This window comes from Burkholderia sp. KCJ3K979 (genome assembly GCF_016759955.1).
In the GTDB taxonomy this organism is placed as follows: Bacteria; Pseudomonadota; Gammaproteobacteria; order Burkholderiales; family Burkholderiaceae; genus Burkholderia; species Burkholderia orbicola.
Map to the genome: position 1 here is coordinate 1 of NZ_JACFYV010000117.1, position 20,311 is coordinate 20,311.

Consider the following 20,311-nt stretch of genomic DNA (forward strand, 5'->3'; position numbering starts at 1 on the left):
GAGTCGGGGCGGGCTCCGCGTGGGGTTCGTCATGGCACGCCGCGAAAGGCGCGCCATGGCGGCGCTCAGTGCGCGTCGGAGTGGCCGTGCGCGAGCTTCGAGTGGTGCCGCGAGTACAGGAAGTAGATCACGAGGCCGATCACGAGCCAGATGCCGAACGCGGCCCACGTGACGGGCTGCAGGTTCAGCATCAGGAACAGGCACGCCGCGACCGCGAGGATCGGCACCACGGGCACGCCCGGGCAGCGGAACGCGCGCGGCAGCTCGGGATGGGTGCGGCGCAGCACGAGCACGGCGATCGACACCATCGAGAACGCCGCGAGCGTGCCGATGTTGATCAGTTCGGCGAGCACGTTGAGCGGCACGAGCGCGGCGATCAGCCCGAAGAACAGGCCGACCAGCCAGGTGGTCAGGAACGGCGTCGCATAACGCGGATGCACGCGCGACAGCGCGGCCGGCAGCAGCCCGTCGCGCGACATCGCGAAGATCACGCGCGTCTGGCCGTAGCTCATCACGAGGATCACGGTCAGCATGCCGAGCACCGCGCCGAGATCGATGAAGCCCGCGACCCACTTCTCGCCGGCGACCTGCAGCGCGTACGAGATCGGGTGCGAGATGTTCGCGTACTGGGCCGACGGCACGATGCCGGTGGCGACCGCGGCGACCGTCACGTACAGCACCGCGCATACCGCGAGCGACGCGATGATGCCGATCGGCAGATCGCGCTTCGGATTCTTCACTTCCTCGGCCGCCGACGACACCGCATCGAAGCCGATGAACGCGAAGAACATCACGGCGGCCGCGCCGAACACGCCGTTCCAGCCGTGCGGCATGAACGGCTTCCAGTTCGCGGGCGTCACGTGGAACAGGCCGACCGCGATCACCAGCAGCACGACCGACACCTTGATGAACACCATGATGTTGTTGATGCGGGTCGATTCGCGGATGCCGATCGACAGCAGTGTCGTGATCACGATCATCACGAGGAACGCGGGCAGGTTGAACCACGTGGTGACGCCCGGCACGGCGCCGGGCGCGGCCGTCAGCACGGTCGGCAGCGTGAGCCCGAAGCCCTGCAGCAGCGATTGCAGGTAGCCCGACCAGCCGACCGACACGGCCGACGACGCGAGGCCGTACTCGAGCATCAGGTCCCAGCCGATGATCCACGCGACCAGTTCGCCGAGCGTCGCGTACGAATACGTGTAGATCGAGCCGGCGACGGGGATCGACGACGCGAACTCCGCGTACGACAGCGCGGCCAGGCCGCACGCGATCGCGGCGATCACGAACGACAGCATCAGCGCAGGGCCGGCCTGGACGGCGCCGGTGCCGGTCAGCACGAAGATGCCGGTGCCGATGATCGCGCCGATGCCGAGGAAGGTGAGGTCGATCGCGCCGAGCGCTTTCTTGAGCCCGGCGGCTTGCGCGCCGGCGATCATGCGATCGACGTTTTTCTTGCGGAAGAGAGACATTGCGGATGGATCGCCGGCACGCGCAGGCACGGCGCGCCGACTGAGTGAAAACCGATAATTTTAGCTGATTTGGCGTGCAAGTCCCGCGGTGGCGCAGCGACGTGCGGCGAAATCGGCCGATAAAACAAGCGCTTGCGCGCGAAACGGGAGTAAAACGGGCGCGAAACGGGCACGGCCGAGCGCGGCGCGGCGGGCGCCGCGCACAGGATCGGACGAGTTCGATTCGGCCGGAATCAGGCGCCGGCCGTGGGCGCCATGTCGACGAGCCGGTTGCTCATCACGTAGAACGTCAGTTCCGCGTTGTTCGACAGCCGCATCTTCTCCAGCAGCCGCGAGCGGTACACGCTCACCGTCTTCACCGACAGCGACAGCGTGTTCGCGATATCGGTGAGCCGCTTGCCCGACGCGAGCATGCAGAGCGTCTGGTATTCGCGATCGGACAGCTTCTCGTGCGGCAGCGGTTCGTTCTCGAACGACACGTATTCGGCGAGCGCCTCGGCCATCGCGGGGCTCACGTACTTGCGGCCGGCCGCGACCTGCTGGATCGCGCCGATCATCTGCGCGGCGTTCACCGTCTTCGACAGGTAGCCGGCCGCGCCGGCCTTCAGCGCGCGCACCGCGTACTGATCCTCGCGATACATCGAGAACATCAGCACCGGCGTGCGCGTCAGCTTACGCTTGAGGCGCTTGAGCACCTCGATGCCGTTCGTGTCGGGCAGCGAGATGTCGAGCAGGATCACGTCGAATTCCTGCTTGTCGACGGCGGCCATCGCATCGCCGCCGTTCTCGGCCTCGGTCACGTCGCGGGCGACGCCGCGGTCGATCAGCAACTGGCGGATCCCTTGCCGGACGATCGCGTGATCGTCCACGAGCAGGATGTTCAGGCTCATCGCGACCTCACGAAAGCGACGTGCGGCGTGCCGCGACGGGCGCCGCCAGCAGCGAAGCCCACGCGAAGCGCGCGGTGACGCGCGTGCCGCGGCCGGTTGCCGGCGTGGCCGTCTCGAAGCTGCCGCCGAACGCCTCGCAGCGCGCGCGCATGCCGGCGAGGCCGTAGCCGCTGCGGCGATTGCGCGCGAAACCGGTCCCATCGTCGGTAACGCTCAGCGACAGGTGCGTGCCGTCGGTGACGATCCGCACGTCGACCGACGTCGCGCGGGCGTGCTTCGCGACGTTCGACAGCGCTTCCTGCGCGACGCGGAACACCGCGAGCGCGCTGGCGCCGGCGAGTTGCGTCAGGCGGGCGTCGGCCGCGCACACGAAGCTCGTGCGCAGGCCGGTGCGGGCCGCATGCGTGTCGATCCACGACGACAGCGCGCCGACCACGCCCGCGTCGAGCGCCGGCGTGTCGCGCTCGTCGATGAGCCGGCGATTCGCGTCGGTCGCGGCGTCGAGTGCCTGCTGCGCCAGCGCCAGCGCGCGCAGGCAGCCTTCCGGCGCATCGGCCGGGAGCCACGTTTGAACGTTTGCGAGCGCGAATCGGGCAGCGATCAGTTCGGCGCCGAGCCCGTCGTGCAGCTCGCCGGCCAGATGGCGGCGGGCCGCTTCGTCGGCGGCGAGAAGCTGGGCGGAAAGTGCCGCGATCCGCGCGGCGGACGCGTCGCGTTTCGACGCGGCGTCGGCCATGGGCGGAGTAGCAGCGCAGCCAGGCATGCGCTGCCGCGACGGGAACGGGGCGTGGGCGCCCAAGGGCGCGTTAAGCGACGTATCCATGACTCTCCCTGCTGTCAGAAAGCGGTTCAGACACCGGCTGGCTGCGTGGACCGGCTGCCGTTTCGATGACGGTCGCCGCCAGAGAATCGCTCCATGCCGAGGTAACAAAAGTTACGTCTTGTAACACTTTCATCCGACCCTTCCACTGTCATCCGAACGGCAACCACGCGGGCCGAATAATATCTCAAAATTTCTGAAAAGGTCATGTCGGACGGACATTTAAGGGTAAATGTGAATAATCGGAATGAAGGTGTTGTAGGAAAAACACTGACACCCGAGCGCCGGGCGACGACGTATCCAAATGTAACTATTTGAGATGGAATGGTCCCAGTTTGTTACGAATTCGCCAAGTCCGGACGAAAAAAAACCGGAGCTTTCGCTCCGGTTCTTGATGCGGCACAAATTCGGGGGCGGATCAGTCCACGAACGCGCGCTCGATCACGTAGTGGCCCGGCGCGCTGTTCTTGCCTTCGACGAGGCCGGCCTGCTTCAGCAGTTCGGTCGTGTCCTTCAGCATCGCGGTGCTGCCGCACAGCATCACGCGGTCGTTTTCCGGCGAGAACGCCGGCACGCCGAGATCCGTGAACAGCTTGCCCGTCGCGATCAGGTCGGTGATCCGGCCTTCGTTGTCGAACGCTTCGCGCGTGACCGTCGGGTAGTAGACGAGCTTTTCCTTGATGATGTCGCCCAGGTACTCGTGGCCCGGCAGGTCGTGCTTGATGTAGTCCATGTACGCGAGCTCGCCCTTCAGGCGGCACGTGTGGGTCAGGATCACCTTGTCGAAGCGGTCGTAGATGTCCGGATCGCGGATGATCGACATGAACGGCGCGAGGCCCGTGCCCGTCGACAGCATCCACAGCGTCTTGCCCGGCAGCAGGTTGTCGGCGATCAGCGTGCCCGTCGGCTTCTTGCCGATCAGCACCGTGTCGCCCACCTTCAGGTGCTGCAGGCGCGACGTCAGCGGGCCGTCCTGCACCTTGATGCTGAAGAATTCGAGATGCTCTTCGTAGTTCGGGCTGACGATCGAGTAGGCGCGCGCGAGCGGCTTGCCGTCGACTTCGAGGCCGACCATCGTGAATTCGCCGTTGTTGAAGCGCAGGCTCGCCTCGCGGGTGCAGGTGAAGCTGAAAAGCGTGTCGGTCCAGTGATGGACGGATTGGACGGTGGCGGTGTCGTATTTGCTCATGGCTTTGAAAACGGACGCGCGTAGCGGACGCGTGTAACGGGCCCAAAAACGGGCAAAAAACCGAGTGCGACGGCCCGATCGCGGATCGGCCGGCCGGCGCGTCGGACACGCGCCCTCTCGATGACAGACGTTTGAGTAACTCGTTATTTTACCCTGCTTGGGGCAGATGCGGGCTTGACCCGGGCGGCTGCGCGGATTTGGCGCAACGCATTCTTTCAGCGAGCTTTCGGTGATTGGCCGCGCGTTGTCGCGCCGGCGCCGACGCGTTTCGGCGCCGGCGTGACCGGAGGCGGCGCCGACCGGCGGCGTTACTGCGGATCGAGGCGCAGGCGCGCGATGTACGGCAGGTGGTCCGACAGCCACGCGGCTTCGCCGGACGGCGCGCGCCACTCGAGCGGCGTCAGCCCGCGCACGAACATCTTGTCGAGCGCGAGCGCCGGCGAGAACGCGGGGAACGTGCGGCCCGACTCGCCGAGCAGCGTCGCGACCTCGGACAGCCCGATCTCACCGAACAGCGCGACCGAGTCGTTGCGCCAGTCGTTGAAGTCGCCGGCCAGCATCAGCGGGCCGTCGCCCGCATTGCGGACGATCCAGTGCGCGATCCAGTGCATCTGGCGCAGGCGAGCGGCGCGCGTGAGCGCGAGGTGCGCGCACAGCAGCGTGACCGGGCGTGCGCCCGCGAGCGTGGCACGCGCGACCAGCAGCCCGCGCCGCTCGAAGCGGTGCGCGGAGATGTCCCAGCGGCCGCCGAGGTCGAGCGGATGTGGCGACAGGATCGCGTTGCCGTGCCGCCACGACGGCTTGAACACGTTCGGCCCGAGCGCGATCTGCCAGTCGAGCGCCTGCGCGATCTCGGTGGCCTGGCAATGCCACACGTCGTCGACCGTATCGTCCATCGGCGCGCCGAAGCCCGGGGCGAGCATCGGGCGCGGCATGCGGCGCGCCATCGCTTCCTGCAGGAAATACACGTCCGCGTGGGTCGACTGCATCCAGTCGCGCATCGCGTTCCAAGCGGTGAAGCCGAGCGGCGAGCGGCCCTTGTGCAGGTTCCAGCTGACCGCGGTGATTTCGTCGGGCGCGGCGTGCGGCTCGGCGAACGGCAGGGACAGGGCGTCGGCGGACATGACGCTCAGTCCTTCGCGACGTGCGCACGCACGCGATACACGAGATGCGGATGCTGCTCGACGAGCGTCCAGTCGGTCCAGGCGTCGCCGCCGGCCGCCAGGCCGGGGTGGCTCGCGACGATCTGCCGCGGCGACGCGGGCACGCACGGATCGCTGCGCGTCGCGTTTTCGTCGTCGAGCGTTTCCTGCACGTCGAGCCCGAGCGACACGGTGTTCGCGTTGGCGTCGACGGCGAGCGGGGCGACCGTCACCGAGCGCGAGCGCTCGGTCGGCACGACGCGCGCGGCATTGCCGCAGCCCACCGGCACGGATGACGGATAGCGATGGGTATCGGTGCGGGACTGGCCCACGGTGGTGTTTTGCTGGAACGTGTCGATCGTCTGACCGTCGCGCACCACCTGGATTTCCCATGCGACGACGGCCGGCGCGGGGCTCTGCGCATGGGCGGCGAGCACGACGCTCGCAAGCAGGACGGCCAGGCCGTGTTTCAGCATGAAACGTCTCCGGAAACGCGGGATAGCGGGGAACGGACGCACATCTTACGCCCGATCGATTTCGGTCGTGATGTGACAGGACGCGCCGCGACAGGTTCGCAGCACGATGCGGTCCTGCTCGACAGGTAAGGCCGCGTCATGCGTTTTCAAGCGAAAAAGCGCGTGAACTCGGCGACGCTCGCGCGCTCGGTGACGAGGCGGTTCTCGATCGCGTCGGGGTCCGCGTGGCCGAGCGACATGCCGCAGACGAGCTGCTCGTTGGCGGGAATGTCGAGGTGTTCGGCGACGATCCGGTGAAACGGCACGAACGCGGCCTGCGGGCAGGTGTCGAGGCCGCGGGCGCGCGCGGCCGTCATCACGCCCTGCAGGAACATCCCGCAGTCGAGCCAGGCCCCTGACGTCATCACGCGGTCGAGCGTGAAGAACAACGCGACCGGCGCATCGAAGAAACGGAAATTGCGCGCGTGCTGCGCATGCATGCGCCCCTTCTCGTCGCGGCCGATCTTCAACAGGCCGTACAGGTCCCAGCCGACCTTGCGGCGCCGGTCGACATACGGCGACACCCATTCGCGCGGGTAGTAGTCGTATTCGGCGACGTATTTCTCGTCGCGCGCGGGATCGTCGTAGGCCGCGGTGAGCGCGGCGGCGAGCGCGTCGCGCGTGGCGCCCGTGGCGACGTACACGCGCCACGGCTGGATGTTGGTGCCCGACGGCGCGCGGCTCGCGGCTTCGAGGATCGCCTCGATCGTGGCGCGCGGCACGGGCGTCGGCAGGAACGCCCGGACTGAATGGCGTGACTTGAGCGCGGCGTCGACGGAACGGACCGCGTCGGAGTCGACGCGCGGGGAAGCAGCGGGGACGGACATCGGCAACCCTTCGGGAGGCGTCAGGCGAAGTGCGGGACAGCAGCGTGTGCGCGGCGCGCGGGCGCGATCGGGAAGCCCCGTGCGAGCGTCGTGAACTTTCGATCATACGCCGCGGCGCGCGGCCGTGCAGCGTGCGCGCGCTGTTAGCAGCAGACCCGTCCGGCTGCTTGCTTGCACGGCGATGCGGGATCGCTACACTGAAATCGTAAGGGTCTGATGAGTGTGTGACGGCAAGTGGAGCGAGGTGGGTATGACGACGGCGATGGTGAAGCAGGAACTGGCGGTGGCGTCCTTCAGCACGGTGTACGACCTCGAGCAGGTCGAGACGGCGCTGGGCGACCTGAACGAGAGCGCAAGCGATGCGCTGCGCTCGACCTACGAGAAGATGCTCAAGACGGGGAATCTGCGCTTCTGCGTGAAGCCGACCCGGATGCCGTCGTTCGACGCGCTCGGCGAAGCATTGCCGAATTTCGGCGAGCCGCTCGCCGACGTGCGCAAGCAGATCGCGCTGTGTCTCGAAACGGAGGACCGGCTCGAACTGATGCCGATCCTGCTGCTCGGGCCGCCCGGGATCGGCAAGACGCATTTCGCGAAGGCGCTCGCGCAACTGCTCGGCACCGCGTACCACTACGTGCCGATGAGTTCGCTGACGGCCGGCTGGATTCTGTCCGGCGCGTCGTCGCAGTGGAAGAACGCGAAGCCGGGCAAGGTGTTCGACGCGCTCGTGAACGGCAGCTACGCGAACCCGGTGATCGCGGTCGACGAGATCGACAAGGCCGGCAGCGATGCGCAATACGATCCGCTCGGCGCGCTGTATGCGTTGCTCGAGCACGACACCGCGCGCGCGTTCGTCGACGAATTCGCGGAAGTGCCGATCGACGCGGGCAACGTGATCTGGATCGCGACCGCGAACGACGCGCACGCGATTCCGGAGCCGCTGCTCAACCGGATGAACGTGTACGAGATCGCGGCGCCCGATGCGGCCGGCGCGCGCCGCATCGCGCAGACGATCTACGACGAGATCCGCACGTCGCATGCGTGGGGGCGGCGCTTCCCCGAGACGCTCGGCGACGATGCGCTCGACGTGCTGGCCGCAACGCCGCCGCGCACGATGCGCCGTGCGCTGCTGCACGCGTTCGGCGCCGCCCGGCTCGACGGTCGCGACGCGATCGGGCCGGCCGACATCCGCGCCGACGAAGGCGCGGCGAAGCGCCGGCCGATCGGCTTCTGACGCGGCCACGCGCGCACGGCCGCGGCGTGCGCGCGTGGCGTTCGTCGCGCTTGCGGCCGCATCGTTGCATGCACCACCGTCCGTATCGCCGCGACGCGATGCGCACGCGTTCAGCAAGCGGGCGAACCGGGACGTACAATTCTTCTCTCCCCCATCGACGCGCGAGCAGCGCGAAAAGCCATGGAGCAGACGGATTGTGTCGTGATCGGCGCGGGTGTCGTCGGTTTGGCGATTGCGCGCGAACTGGCCGCGCGCGGGCGTGAAACGATCGTGCTCGAGGCGGCCGACGCGATCGGCACGGGCACGAGTTCGCGCAACAGCGAGGTGATTCACGCGGGGCTCTACTATCCGCGCGGGTCGTTGAAGGCGACGTCGTGCGTGCACGGGCGCGACCTGCTGTACGAATTCTGCGACACGCATCACGTGCCGCACCGGCGCACGGGCAAGCTGCTGGTCGCGACGAGCGCCGCGCAGCTGAAGCAGTTGAAGGCGATTGCCGCGCGCGCGGCCGAGAACGGCGTGCTCGACCTGCTGCCGCTCACGCGCGCGGAGGCGCAGACGCTCGAGCCCGCGCTCGAATGCGTGGAGGCGCTGTTTTCGCCGTCGACCGGCATCGTCGACAGCCACCAGCTGATGCTCGCGCTGCTCGGCGATGCGGAGCGCGACGGCGCCGTGTGCGCGCTGCAATCTCCGGTCGAATCGATCGACGTGCTGGGCGGCGGGCGCTTCATCGTGCGCACCGGCGGCGCCGCGCCGACCGAGATCGACGCCGCGTGCGTGATCAACAGCGCGGGGCTCGGCGCACAGGCGCTTGCGCGCCGCACGCGCGGCCTCGATCCGCGCTGGGTGCCGCCGCTTTATCTCGCGCGCGGCAATTATTTCAGCCTGTCGGGCCGTGCGCCGTTCTCGCACCTGATCTACCCGATGCCCGAGCGCGCGGGGCTCGGCGTGCACCTGACGTTCGATCTCGGTGGGCAGGCGCGCTTCGGGCCGGACGTCGAGTGGTGCGATTCGCTGCGCTACGAAGTCGATCCGGCGCGCGCGGGTGCGTTCTACACGTCGATCCGCGCGTTCTGGCCGGGCCTGCCCGACGATGCGCTGCAGCCGGCGTATGCGGGCATCCGGCCGAAGCTCGCGGGGCCCGGCGAGCCGCCGGCCGACTTCATCGTGCAGGGCGCCGCGCAGCATGGCGTGCGCGGGCTCGTGAACCTGTTCGGCATCGAGTCGCCGGGGCTCACCGCGTCGCTCGCGCTCGCGCAGCGGGTAGGCGACATGGTGTCGCGCGCCTGACGCACGGCCCGCCGCCGTGCGGGCCGGCCGGGCGAAACCCGTGTGGAATCCCTTATCTCCGGCATTTCGGCGCGCACATTTATTCGCTCGGGAGTTATTCTGTCGAACGGCCGTCGCCAGAACGGCTTTCAAACCGATAACGTTGGAGCGAGTCCCCCATGAAAACATCCCGTCGGAGTTTCCTGATCACGAGCATTGGTGCGGTGTCCGCGCTGGCGCTGTCGCGCGAAGCGCTGGCCGATGCGCCGATGCTGCCGGAAACGGACCCGACCGCGGTGGCGCTCGGCTACAAGGCCGATGCCACGAAGGTCGACAAGACGAAGTACCCGAAATACGCAGCGGGCCAGGATTGCGCGGCCTGCATGCTGTACCAGGGCAAGAAGGGCTCGGCTTCGGGCCCGTGCGGCGCGTTCCCCGGCAAGCAGGTGTCGGCGAAGGGCTGGTGCAGCGCTTTCTCGAAGATGGGTTGAGGCCCGTGCGGCATCGTGCGATGCCGCAATGTGGCGAAAACCGCAACACGCTCGCCGTCGTTCGATGGCGGGCGTTTTTTATTGCTTGAAAACGGTTCCGTCGCTTTCTACACTCGCTGCACACCAGCGCGCCGCGGCACCCCGCGCGCCGCACCGCCCGACACGGCGAATTCACGAGGACGAGGCACGCATGGCGACGATTGCGAGTTCAACGAAGACGACCCGGCCCGAGCGTGCGCTGAACCGGCGTGCGGTGGTCGCCGCCGTGATCGGCAATGCGCTCGAGTGGTACGACTTCACGGTATTCGGCTTCATGACGGTCGTGATCGCCGAGCTGTTCTTCCCCACCTCCAGCGAATACTCGTCGCTGCTGCTCACCACCGCGACGTTCGGCGTCGCGTTCTTCATGCGCCCGATCGGCGGCATCGTGTTCGGGCTGTACGCGGACCGCGCGGGCCGCAAAGCCGCGCTGTCGCTCGTGATCCTGCTGATGACGGCCGGCATCTTCCTGCTCGCGATCGCGCCGCCCTATGCGGCGATCGGCATCGGCGGCCCGATCCTGATCGTGCTCGGCCGCCTGCTGCAGGGCTTCTCCGCGGGCGGCGAATTCGGCAGCGCGACCGCGCTGCTGATCGAAGCGGCGCCGTTCTCGAAACGCGGTTTCTACGGCAGCTGGCAGATGGCGAGCCAGGCGGCCGCGCTGCTGATCGGCGCGCTCGTCGGCGCGGCCGTCACGCGCGGGCTGTCACACGACGCGCTGCGCAGCTGGGGCTGGCGCGTGCCGTTCATCCTCGGGCTCGTGATCGGCCCGATCGGCTTCTACATCCGCCGCCATCTCGCCGATTCGGAAGCGTTCCTGCATGCGCAGCAGAGCGCGCGCCGCGCGACGCTCGGCGAAGTGTTCACCCGCCACCCGCGCGAGGTGCTGTGCGGGCTCGGCTCGGTGATCGCGCTCACCGTGACGATCTACGTGCTGATCAGTTATCTGCCCACCTTCGCGGTGAAGCAGCTGAAGCTGCCGTATGCGGAATCGTTCTACGCGGTGATCGTCGGCAACCTGCTGCTGATGGTGCTGTCGCCGATCGCGGGCGCGTGGTCGGACCGCATCGGCCGCAAGGGCCTGTCGCTGTGGTCGCTGGTGCTGACGCTCGCGCTGATGTACCCGCTGTTCGCGTGGCTCGACGCCGCGCCGAGCATCGGGCGGCTGATCGCGGTACAGGCCGTGCTGTCGGTGACGCTGGCAGGCTACTACGGGCCGTTCGGCGCGATGATCGCCGAGCTGTTCCCGGCCAACGTGCGCTCGACCGGGCTGTCGATCGCGTACAACGTCGCGGTGATGCTGTTCGGCGGCTTCGGCCAGTTCATCGTCACGTGGCTGATCAAGGTGACCGGCACGCCGCTCGCGCCGACCTACTACGTGATGGCGGGGATCGCGCTGTCGATCGTGGCGGTCGCGTTCGTGCCCGCGCGCAACGCCGACCTCGATGCGCCGGCGTGACGACATGACGATGGGAAGACGGTCATCGAATCGATCGTTTCGCGAAACGCAATGATGTGCTGCGCAACGCGGGCAAACGGTGCGTCGCCCCTTCGTGTTCGCGCCCGAATTGTTTAGTCGTCGAACGAAACATGCCGCGAAATGAACGGAATGGTCGCTCGCGCGCGTTGTTGCATTTTTTACCCACACTAAAAATCGGCAAAAACCCGGCGGGCATATAGAAGAGTTTTTTCTCCAGCTTGTTGCAGGATCGCTAGCTCAAGTAATATCCGCGTACGCCGGACCCTGGCGGGGCCGGTTCCGATCTGGAGACCTGGAGGAAACATGGAATACAACCGTCTGTTGCACACCCTGCGTGTTACCGCCATGGCAGGCGTGGCAGCGGCATCGCTCGGCGTCGCGGGCTCTGCATTCGCACAGATCCCGAACAAAACGCTCGTCTACTGCTCAGAAGGCAGCCCGGCGGGTTTCGATTCCGCGCAATTTACGACCGGCGTCGATTTCACCGCCGCCACGTTCACCGTCTACAACCGCCTCGTCGAATTCGAGCGCGGCGGCACGAAGGTCGAGCCCGGCCTCGCCGAGAAGTGGGACGTATCGTCCGACGGCAAGGTGTACACGTTCCACCTGCGCCACGGCGTGAAGTTCCACACGACCGACTTCTTCAAGCCGACGCGTGAATTCAACGCGGACGACGTCGTGTTCTCGTTCGAGCGCATGTTCGACCCGAACAATGCGTTCCGCAAGGCGTACCCGGTGTCGTTCCCGTACTTCACCGACATGGGCCTCGACAAGCTGATCACGAAGATCGAGAAGGTCGATCCGTACACCGTGAAATTCACGCTGGCCGAGCCGAACGCGCCGTTCATCCAGAACATGGCGATGGAATTCGCGTCGATCCTGTCGGCCGAATACGGCGACCAGCTGATGAAGGCCGGCAAGGCCGCCGACATCAACCAGAAGCCGGTCGGCACGGGCCCGTTCATCTTCCGCAGCTACACGAAGGACGCGACGATCCGCTTCGATGGCAATCCTGATTACTGGAAGAAGGGTGCGGTGAAGCTGTCGAAGCTGATCTTCTCGATCACGCCGGACCCGGGCGTGCGCGTGCAGAAGATCAAGCGCAACGAATGCCAGGTGATGAGCTATCCGCGTCCGGCCGACATCGCGACGCTGAAGGCCGATTCGAACGTCGACATGCCGTCGCAGGCCGGCTTCAACCTCGGCTATCTCGCGTACAACGTCGAGCACAAGCCGGTCGACAAGCTCGAAGTGCGTCAGGCGCTCGACATGGCGATCAACAAGAAGGCGATTCTCGAGTCGGTCTACCAGGGCGCCGGCCAGGCCGCGACCGCACCGATGCCGCCGACCCAATGGTCGTACGACAAGAACCTGAAGATGGCGGCCTACGACACCGCGAAGGCAAAGGCGCTGCTCGCGAAGGCCGGCTTCCCGAACGGGTTCGAGATCACGCTGTGGGCGATGCCGGTGCAGCGCGCGTACAACCCGAACGCCCGCCTGATGGCCGAGATGATCCAGGCCGACTGGGCGAAGATCGGCGTGAAGGCGAAGATCGTCACGTACGAGTGGGGCGAGTACATCAAGCGCGCGCACTCGGGCGAGCAGGACACGATGCTGATCGGCTGGACGGGCGACAACGGCGATCCGGACAACTGGCTCGGCACGCTGCTCGGCTGCGAGGCGATCAAGGGCAACAACTTCTCGCACTGGTGCTACAAGCCGTTCGACGAGCTGGTGCAGAAGGGCCGCACGACGACGGGCCAGGACGCGCGCACGAAGCTCTACACGCAGGCGCAGCAGATCTTCGCGCAACAGCTGCCGTTCTCGCCGATCGCGAACTCGACGGTCTACCAGCCGGTGCGCAAGAACGTGGTCGACATGCGTATCGAGCCGCTCGGCTATGCGCGTTTCGACGGTGTCAGCGTGAAGTAACCCGGCTGGCGTAAGCTGTCGTCATTGAGAAAACCGGCTTGAAATCATCCGGCGACGAGGGGTCAAAAGCCCCTCGTCGCCGGTCGCACATTTCCCACAAGAAAATACGAGACGCATCATGCTCAGATTCGTGTTGCGCCGCGTGGGGATGGTGATCCCGACTTTCATCGGCATCACCATCCTGGCGTTTGCGCTGATTCACCTGATACCGGGCGACCCCATCGAAGTGATGATGGGCGAGCGCGGCGTCGATCCCGCGATGCACGCGGAGGCGATGAAACGCCTCGGGCTCGACGAGCCGCTGCCGCTGCAGTATCTGCACTACATCGGCCGGGCGCTGCATGGCGACCTCGGCATGTCGATCATCACCAACACGAGCGTCGCGGGCGAGTTCTTCGCGCGCTTCCCGGCGACCGTCGAACTGTCGCTGTGCGCGCTCGTGTTCGCGCTCGCGGTCGGCCTGCCGGCCGGGGTGATCGCCGCGCTGCGGCGCGGCTCGGTGATCGACCACGGCGTGATGGGCACCGCGCTCACCGGCTACTCGATGCCGATCTTCTGGTGGGGGCTGATCCTCATCATGGTGTTTTCGTCGACCCTCGGCTGGACGCCCGTGTCGGGGCGCATCGCGGTCGAATACGATTTCCCGCACCCGACCGGCTTCATGCTGATCGACGCGCTGCTCGCGCCGGACGAAGGTTCGTTCAAGTCGGCGGTGAGCCACCTGATCCTGCCCGCGATCGTGCTCGGCACGATCCCGCTCGCGGTGATCGCGCGGATGACGCGCTCGTCGATGCTCGAAGTGCTGCGCGAGGACTACATCCGCACCGCCCGCGCGAAAGGGCTGTCGCCCGTGCGCGTGGTCGTCGTGCATGCGCTGCGCAATGCGCTGATCCCGGTCGTCACGGTGATCGGCCTGCAGATCGGCACGCTGCTTGCTGGCGCGGTGCTGACCGAGACGCTCTTTTCGTGGCCCGGCGTCGGCAAGTGGCTGATCGATGCGATCGGCCGCCGCGACTATCCGGTCGTCCAGGGCGGCATCCTGCTGATCGCGACGCTCGTGATCGTCGTGAACCTGGTCGTCGACCTGCTGTACGGCGTGCTGAATCCGCGCATCCGCCACACGAGGTAATCCCATGAGCAATCTGCAAAATACCCTGCCGACCGAATCCGCGCCGGCCGGCGGCCGTGCGCTCGCGCTGCGCGAGTTCTGGGCCAACTTCTCGCGCAACCGCGGCGCCGTCGGCGCGGGCATCGTCGTGATCGTGCTGATCGCGGTCGCGTTGCTCGCGCCGCTGATCGCGCCGCATAGCCCGGTCGAGCAATACCGCGACTACGTGAAGATTCCGCCCGCGTGGCTCGCCGGCGGCAACTGGCAATTCATCCTCGGCACCGACGAAGCGGGCCGCGACATCCTTTCCCGGCTGATGTTCGGCGCGCGGATGTCGTTCTGGATCGGCTTCGTGTCGGTCGTGCTCGCGCTGATCCCCGGCATCGTGCTCGGGCTGGTCGCCGCGTTCTTCCAGAAGTGGGCGGACACGCCGGTGATGCGCATCATGGACGTGCTGCTCGCGCTGCCGTCGCTGCTGCTCGCGGTCGCGGTCGTCGCGATCATCGGCCCGGGCCTCACCAACACGATGTTCGCGATCGCGATCGTCGCGCTGCCGGCCTACGTGCGCCTCACGCGTGCGTCGGCGCTCGGCGAGCTGCAGAAGGAATACGTGACCGCGTCGCGCGTGGCCGGCGCAGGCACGCTGCGCCTGATGTTCTCGCAGGTGCTGCCGAACTGCACGGCGCCGCTGATCGTGCAGGCGACGCTCGGCTTCTCGTCGGCGATCCTGGATGCGGCCGCGCTGGGCTTCCTCGGCCTCGGCGTGCAACCGCCGACCGCCGAGTGGGGCGCGATGCTCGCGTCCGCGCGCGACTACATCGACAACGCGTGGTGGATCGTGACGATGCCCGGCCTGTCGATCCTGATTTCGGTGCTCGCGATCAACCTGCTCGGCGACGGGCTGCGTGACGCGCTGGATCCCAAGCTGAAACGGATGGCATGACCATGACCCAGAATCTTCTGACCATCCGCAATCTCGCGGTGAACTTCAACGGCCTGCCCGCGGTCGACCGGATCAACCTGTCGGTCGCGCCGGGCGAGGTGGTGGGCGTCGTCGGCGAATCGGGCTCGGGCAAGAGCGTGACGATGATGGCGCTGATGGGCCTGATCGACGCGCCCGGCAAGGTGACGGCCGATGAAGTCACGTTCAACGGCGTGGATCTCTTGAAGGCGTCGCCGAAGGCGCGCCGCAAGATCGTCGGCAAGGACATCGCGATGGTGTTCCAGGACGCGCTGACGAGCCTGAACCCGAGCTACACGGTCGGCTACCAGATCAAGGAAGTGCTGAAGCTGCACGAAGGCCTGCGCGGCGACGCGCTGCACCGCCGCGCGCTCGAACTGCTCGATCAGGTCGGCATTCCCGATGCGAAGAACCGCATCGCGTCGTTCCCGCACCAGATGTCGGGCGGGATGAACCAGCGCGTGATGATCGCGATGGCCGTCGCGTGCAACCCGAAGCTGCTGATCGCCGACGAGCCGACCACCGCGCTCGACGTGACGATCCAGGCGCAGATCATGGATCTGCTCGTGAAGCTGCAGAAGGAGCGCGGGATGGCGCTCGTGCTGATCTCGCACGATCTGGCCGTGGTGTCGGAGGTCGCGCATCGCGTCGCGGTGATGTACGCGGGCGAGATCATCGAAACCAACCGCGTGCCCGACATCTTCCGCGCGCCGCATCATCCGTACACCGAAGCGCTGCTCGCGGCGATTCCCGAGCACAATCAGGGGGCGCGTCGCCTTGCCGCATTGCCGGGCATGGTGCCGGGCCGCGATGATCGCCCGTCCGGGTGCCTGTTCGCGCCGCGCTGCAAGTACGTCGTCGACGATTGCCGCAAGGCGCGGCCGGCGCTCGATACGCTGGTGCCGGCCAACGACGCGATGCGCGCGCGCTGCATCAAGCCGCTCAATGTTTCCAACCTCGACCTGACGGGAGGCGCACGATGAATGCAGTCAATGAAACGCCTCGCGCTTCGCACGACGAGGAAGCGGTACTGGTGGCCGACGGCCTCGCGAAGCACTATTCGGTGAAGCGCGGGATGTTCGGGCAGGGCACGGTGAAGGCGCTGAACGGCGTGTCGTTCTCGCTGAAGCGCGGCAAGACACTCGCCGTCGTCGGCGAGTCGGGCTGCGGGAAATCGACGCTCGCGCGCCAGCTCACGATGATCGAGACGCCCACCGCGGGCAGCCTGACGATCGATGGCAAGAACGTGGCCGGCGCGAGCCGCGACACGGTCGCCGACCTGCGCCGCCGCGTGCAGATGGTGTTCCAGAACCCGTTCGCGTCGCTGAACCCGCGCAAGACCGTCGAGCAGACGCTTTCCGAGCCGCTCGAGATCAACGCGAACCTGACGGCCGCCGAGCGCGCCGCGCGCATCGCGCAGATCATGCGCACGGTCGGCCTGCGCCCCGAGCACGCGAAGCGCTATCCGCACATGTTCTCCGGCGGCCAGCGCCAGCGGGTCGCGATCGCGCGCGCGATGATTCTCGATCCGCGCATCGTCGTCGCGGACGAGCCGGTGTCCGCGCTCGACGTGTCGATCCAGGCGCAGATCCTGAATCTCTTCATGGATCTGCAGGAGCAGTTCAAGACGAGCTACGTGTTCATCTCGCACAACCTGTCGGTGGTCGAACACGTTGCCGACGACGTGATGGTGATGTACTTCGGCAGCGTCGCCGAGCTCGGCGACAAGGCGACGATCTACGCACGGCCGCGCCATCCGTACACGCGGGCGCTGATGTCGGCGACGCCGGCGATCTTCGAGGAAGATCGCCGCGTGCAGATCAAGCTGCAGGGCGAACTGCCGTCGCCGCTCAATCCGCCGTCGGGCTGCGCGTTCCACCAGCGCTGCCCGTACGCGGTCGAGCGGTGCCGCGTCGAGGAGCCGCAATTGCGCGAAGTGGACGGCCGGCGCGTAGCCTGCCATCGCGCCGAGGAGGTCGGGGAGGAGAATGCCTGAAGCGTTGGCGGCGCGCGTGTCCGGCGTGCGCCGTGCGGGGGCAGGCGGCGCGCGCGTGATGCGCGCGTACCGCTACGCGCGGCGCTGGAGCGTGCGTACCGTCACGGGCGCGGCGCTGGCCGGCGCGTGCGCGGCGGCCAGCGTCGTGGTCCCCGTTGAGCCGGTGCGCGCCGAGGGGCGTGCGCCGGCGACTTCGCCGATTCGTCCGTCGCAGGTTCCGCCGCCCGGCATGAGCCTGCCGGGCTTCCATACGCCGGCCGTGTCCGACGGCACCGTGTCGCGCGGCACCGTGCGCGTGCAGCCGGCGCGCATGCCGTTCTACGTCGCGACCAAGGGCAAGGTCACGCTCTACGTGCTCGGCACGCTGCACACGGGCGATCCGTCCGATTACCCGAGCGCGCAGCCGTTCCGGCCGCGCATCCTCGCGGCGCTCGCCGCGTCGCCGACGCTCGCGCTCGAGCTGTCGCCCGACGATCTGCTCGAATCGCAGGACGACGTGTCGAAGTACGGCGTGTGCCGCTACCCGTGCCTGCAGCGCCTGTTGCCCGAGCCGCTGTGGCAGCGGCTCGCGGCGCGCCTGCGCGGCAACCCGGCCGCGCTCGCCGAGATCCGCAAGATGCGGCCGTGGCTCGCGGCGCTCGTCGTCGAGACCTACGATTCGCTGTCCGCGGGCCTGCAGACCGAATACGGCACCGAGGCGCAACTGCAGAACGTGTTCCTGAAGAAGAAGGGCGGCCGCGTGATCGGACTCGAGACGCTCGCCGAACAGATGCGCGCGTTCACCGGGCTGACGCTGGCCGAGCAGCGCGAGATGCTCGCGCAGGACATGGTGCAGACGCCCGCGCAGAACGCCGACGACATCAAGGCGCTGCACCGGCTGTGGCGAATTGGCGACGCCGATGCGATCTCGGCGTGGGCCGTCGCGAAGAGCGAACGGCTCGCGCGTTCGAAGGTGTTGTCGGCGTCGCTCGACAACAAGATCGTGTACGAGCGCAACCGGCGCTTCGTTGCACGGATGACTGCAATCGCCGCGCCGAACCGGCCGCTGTTCGTCGCGATCGGCGCGCTGCATCTGGGTGGCCCGCGCGGCGTGCTCGAATTGTTGCGCCAGCAAGGATACCGGGTCGACGCGAACTGATCGCGCCCGGCTGCCCGCACTGATCGTCCCCTGTTTGATCGACGGCGCGCGCACCGTGCGACGCGCCTGCGCGGTGGCGCCGGTCGATAAGGAAAACCCTTGAATCGTCGGAAAATAGCGTTTAAAACGATTGACATCCCGTTCGGCCAATATCTATTCTTCACCCCACAAGTTGAAAAAATGAAAAGAATAGATAAGTTCTACGGGGTAGCAGAAATAAAGCGCGGGGTGAGCGTCGCCGGCACGTGAAGCACGTGCCGGCCGCGGAGAGTCTGCATGCACGGCGGGGCCAATCGTCGTCGAACAACACATGCATGCGGGCCGACTTGCACATAAGCGACGTTCCGTCGTCTGACCGGGGAAGGCAGTGATCGGGCGGCGGCGGACGTTTTTTAATCCGGAATATTTTTCCGGTCACCGTCGAAAGACGGTTTCGGGGGGTGAATCGACAGACGGCGAAGCCGCACCGATTGCACCAACGGAAAAGCGCCACGAGGGCGCTTTTTTCTTTGGTGCGACGAAAACGTGCGGCGCGCGGGCCCTGCGCCGAATGCTGCGTTACGCGCCTTCGTCGGCCTGCAGCGCGCCGGGCGCCACGACGTCGACGCCGGCGGCCTCGAGCGCCGCGCGGATTCGCTTTGCGAACGCCAGCGCATGCGGCCCGTCGCCATGCAGGCAGACGGTCTGCGCATTGAGCGGCACCCATTCGCCGCTCAGCGCGCGCACCTGCCGGTTGCGCACCATGTCCAGCGTGCGCGCGAGCACCGCATCTTCATCGTCGATCAACGCGCCGGGCAGGCTGCGCGGCACCAGCGAGCCGTCCGCGCGGTAGCCGCGATCGGCGAACACTTCCTCCACCGCCGCGAGCCCCGCCTGCCGCGCGGCCGCGATGAACACGCTGTTCGCGAGCCCGAACACCGCGAGCGACGGATCGAAATCGTGGATCGCGGACACCACCGCGTCGGCGATCAGCGGGTCGCGCGCGGCCTGGTTGTACAGCGCGCCGTGCGGTTTCACGTGCGAGATGCGGCCGCCCTCGGCCTGCGCGATCGCCGACAGCGCGCCGAGCTGGTACAGCACGCCCGCATAGATGTCGCCGGCCGGCAGCTGCATTTCCTTGCGGCCGAAATTCTCCGGATCGTGGAAGCTCGGATGCGCGCCGATCGACACGCCTTTCTGCACGGCCCAGCGCACGCAGTCGCGCATCGCATTCGCGCCGCCTGCGTGCCATCCGCATGCGATGTTCGCCGACGTGACGAGGTCGAGCAGCGCCTCGTCCGATCCGCATCCTTCGCCGAGATCGGCATTCAGATCGATTTCCATATGTTCCTCGTCCACTGGTTGCGTGGCGCGTCCTTCGCTACCGCTTTCCGCCATTGTCACGCCGCGCGCGATTGGGCGCGGCGGCGCGCTTCCTCGCGCATCTCGATCGCGACGTCGATCTGCCGCAGGTACGCCCGTTCCGCGACGAGGGCGGCGCGCGCGGCGTCGAGTGTCGTGCGCACGAAGCGGATCGGCAGGTTGAGCCGCGCCTGCGCGAGCTTCCACAGGTCGGCGCGGATCACCGTGCCGATCTTCGGGTAGCCGCCGGTGGTCTGCGCGTCGTGCATCAGCACGATCGGCTGGCCGTTCGGCGGCACCTGGATCATGCCGGGCAGCACCGCGTGCGACAGCAGTTCGACCGGCCGCTCGCGCACGAGCTCGGCGCCGGCGAGCCGATAGCCCATCCGGTTGCTGTTCGCGGTGACGAGCCATTCCTCATCCCAGAACGCCTGCTGCGAATCGGCCGCGAACGACGCGTAATCGGGGCC

General features: G+C 67.3%; 18 protein-coding genes and 1 pseudogene. 10 read left to right on the forward strand and 9 right to left on the reverse strand.

All coding sequences use genetic code 11. The annotated features are described in order from the left end of the window. Positions 1–65 precede the first annotated feature (65 nt). The 7 genes from H3O04_RS22370 to H3O04_RS22400 form a co-directional block, all read right to left on the reverse strand. A complete protein-coding gene (locus tag H3O04_RS22370; RefSeq protein ID WP_202588470.1) occupies positions 66–1,472 on the reverse strand; it encodes an amino acid permease in 1,407 nt (468 codons plus the stop codon). A 233-nt stretch (positions 1,473–1,705) separates the two neighbouring features. Further along, positions 1,706–2,362, reverse strand: coding sequence for a response regulator transcription factor RqpR (gene rqpR / locus H3O04_RS22375; protein ID WP_006477530.1), 657 nt, complete (start codon positions 2,360–2,362; stop codon positions 1,706–1,708). Between the two features lie 7 nt (positions 2,363–2,369). Continuing rightward, positions 2,370–3,185 carry a quorum system sensor histidine kinase RqpS gene (gene rqpS, locus H3O04_RS22380; RefSeq protein WP_202588471.1) on the reverse strand — a complete coding sequence of 272 codons (816 nt, stop codon included), beginning with the start codon at positions 3,183–3,185 and terminating at the stop codon, positions 2,370–2,372. Positions 3,186–3,600: 415 nt separating this feature from the next. After that, positions 3,601–4,371, reverse strand: coding sequence for a ferredoxin--NADP reductase (locus H3O04_RS22385; protein ID WP_006477532.1), 771 nt, complete (start codon positions 4,369–4,371; stop codon positions 3,601–3,603). Between the two features lie 308 nt (positions 4,372–4,679). Next, complete coding sequence (locus H3O04_RS22390; RefSeq protein ID WP_006477533.1) at positions 4,680–5,495, reverse strand: endonuclease/exonuclease/phosphatase family protein; 816 nt, start codon at positions 5,493–5,495, stop codon at positions 4,680–4,682. 5 nt (positions 5,496–5,500) lie between these two features. Continuing rightward, the gene (locus H3O04_RS22395) at positions 5,501–5,989 is read right to left on the reverse strand and encodes a hypothetical protein (RefSeq protein WP_202588472.1); all 489 of its coding nucleotides are present in this window, start codon (positions 5,987–5,989) and stop codon (positions 5,501–5,503) included. 146 nt (positions 5,990–6,135) lie between these two features. Then, on the reverse strand, positions 6,136–6,855 hold the full coding sequence (locus H3O04_RS22400; RefSeq protein WP_202588473.1) for a nitroreductase: 720 nt from the start codon (positions 6,853–6,855) through the stop codon (positions 6,136–6,138). Positions 6,856–7,105: 250 nt separating this feature from the next. Between H3O04_RS22400 and H3O04_RS22405 the strand changes: the two genes are divergently transcribed. The 10 genes from H3O04_RS22405 (at position 7,106) to H3O04_RS22450 (ending at position 18,500) form a co-directional block, all read left to right on the forward strand. Further along, on the forward strand, positions 7,106–8,086 hold the full coding sequence (locus H3O04_RS22405; protein ID WP_012329401.1) for an AAA family ATPase: 981 nt from the start codon (positions 7,106–7,108) through the stop codon (positions 8,084–8,086). 180 nt (positions 8,087–8,266) lie between these two features. Next, positions 8,267–9,376 carry an NAD(P)/FAD-dependent oxidoreductase gene (locus H3O04_RS22410; RefSeq protein WP_011546432.1) on the forward strand — a complete coding sequence of 370 codons (1,110 nt, stop codon included), beginning with the start codon at positions 8,267–8,269 and terminating at the stop codon, positions 9,374–9,376. A gap of 158 nt (positions 9,377–9,534) precedes the next feature. After that, entirely contained in the window at positions 9,535–9,846 is a 312-nt protein-coding gene (locus H3O04_RS22415; protein WP_006477538.1) for a high-potential iron-sulfur protein, read from the forward strand. 190 nt (positions 9,847–10,036) lie between these two features. Continuing rightward, positions 10,037–11,344 (forward strand): MFS transporter, encoded by a 1,308-nt coding sequence (locus tag H3O04_RS22420; protein ID WP_069233276.1) that lies wholly within the window; start codon positions 10,037–10,039, stop codon positions 11,342–11,344. 324 nt (positions 11,345–11,668) lie between these two features. Beyond that, on the forward strand, positions 11,669–13,297 hold the full coding sequence (locus H3O04_RS22425; RefSeq protein WP_202588474.1) for an ABC transporter substrate-binding protein: 1,629 nt from the start codon (positions 11,669–11,671) through the stop codon (positions 13,295–13,297). A 118-nt stretch (positions 13,298–13,415) separates the two neighbouring features. Continuing rightward, on the forward strand, positions 13,416–14,426 hold the full coding sequence (locus H3O04_RS22430; RefSeq protein WP_011546430.1) for an ABC transporter permease subunit: 1,011 nt from the start codon (positions 13,416–13,418) through the stop codon (positions 14,424–14,426). Positions 14,427–14,430: 4 nt separating this feature from the next. Further along, complete coding sequence (locus H3O04_RS22435; RefSeq protein ID WP_006489141.1) at positions 14,431–15,348, forward strand: ABC transporter permease subunit; 918 nt, start codon at positions 14,431–14,433, stop codon at positions 15,346–15,348. 2 nt (positions 15,349–15,350) lie between these two features. After that, positions 15,351–16,349, forward strand: coding sequence for an ABC transporter ATP-binding protein (locus H3O04_RS22440; protein ID WP_023476351.1), 999 nt, complete (start codon positions 15,351–15,353; stop codon positions 16,347–16,349). Beyond that, a complete protein-coding gene (locus H3O04_RS22445) occupies positions 16,346–17,362 on the forward strand; it encodes a peptide ABC transporter ATP-binding protein (protein WP_006477544.1) in 1,017 nt (338 codons plus the stop codon). The genes H3O04_RS22440 and H3O04_RS22445 overlap by 4 nt, the downstream gene beginning before the upstream one ends. Further along, entirely contained in the window at positions 17,355–18,500 is a 1,146-nt protein-coding gene (locus tag H3O04_RS22450) for a TraB/GumN family protein (protein ID WP_027807812.1), read from the forward strand. The genes H3O04_RS22445 and H3O04_RS22450 overlap by 8 nt, the downstream gene beginning before the upstream one ends. 558 nt (positions 18,501–19,058) lie before the next feature. Here H3O04_RS22450 and pxpA read toward each other — a convergent pair. Continuing rightward, positions 19,059–19,823, reverse strand: coding sequence for a 5-oxoprolinase subunit PxpA (gene pxpA / locus H3O04_RS22455; protein ID WP_202588475.1), 765 nt, complete (start codon positions 19,821–19,823; stop codon positions 19,059–19,061). A gap of 56 nt (positions 19,824–19,879) precedes the next feature. Continuing rightward, a pseudogene (locus tag H3O04_RS22460) lies at positions 19,880–20,311 on the reverse strand (allophanate hydrolase); the annotation flags it as partial.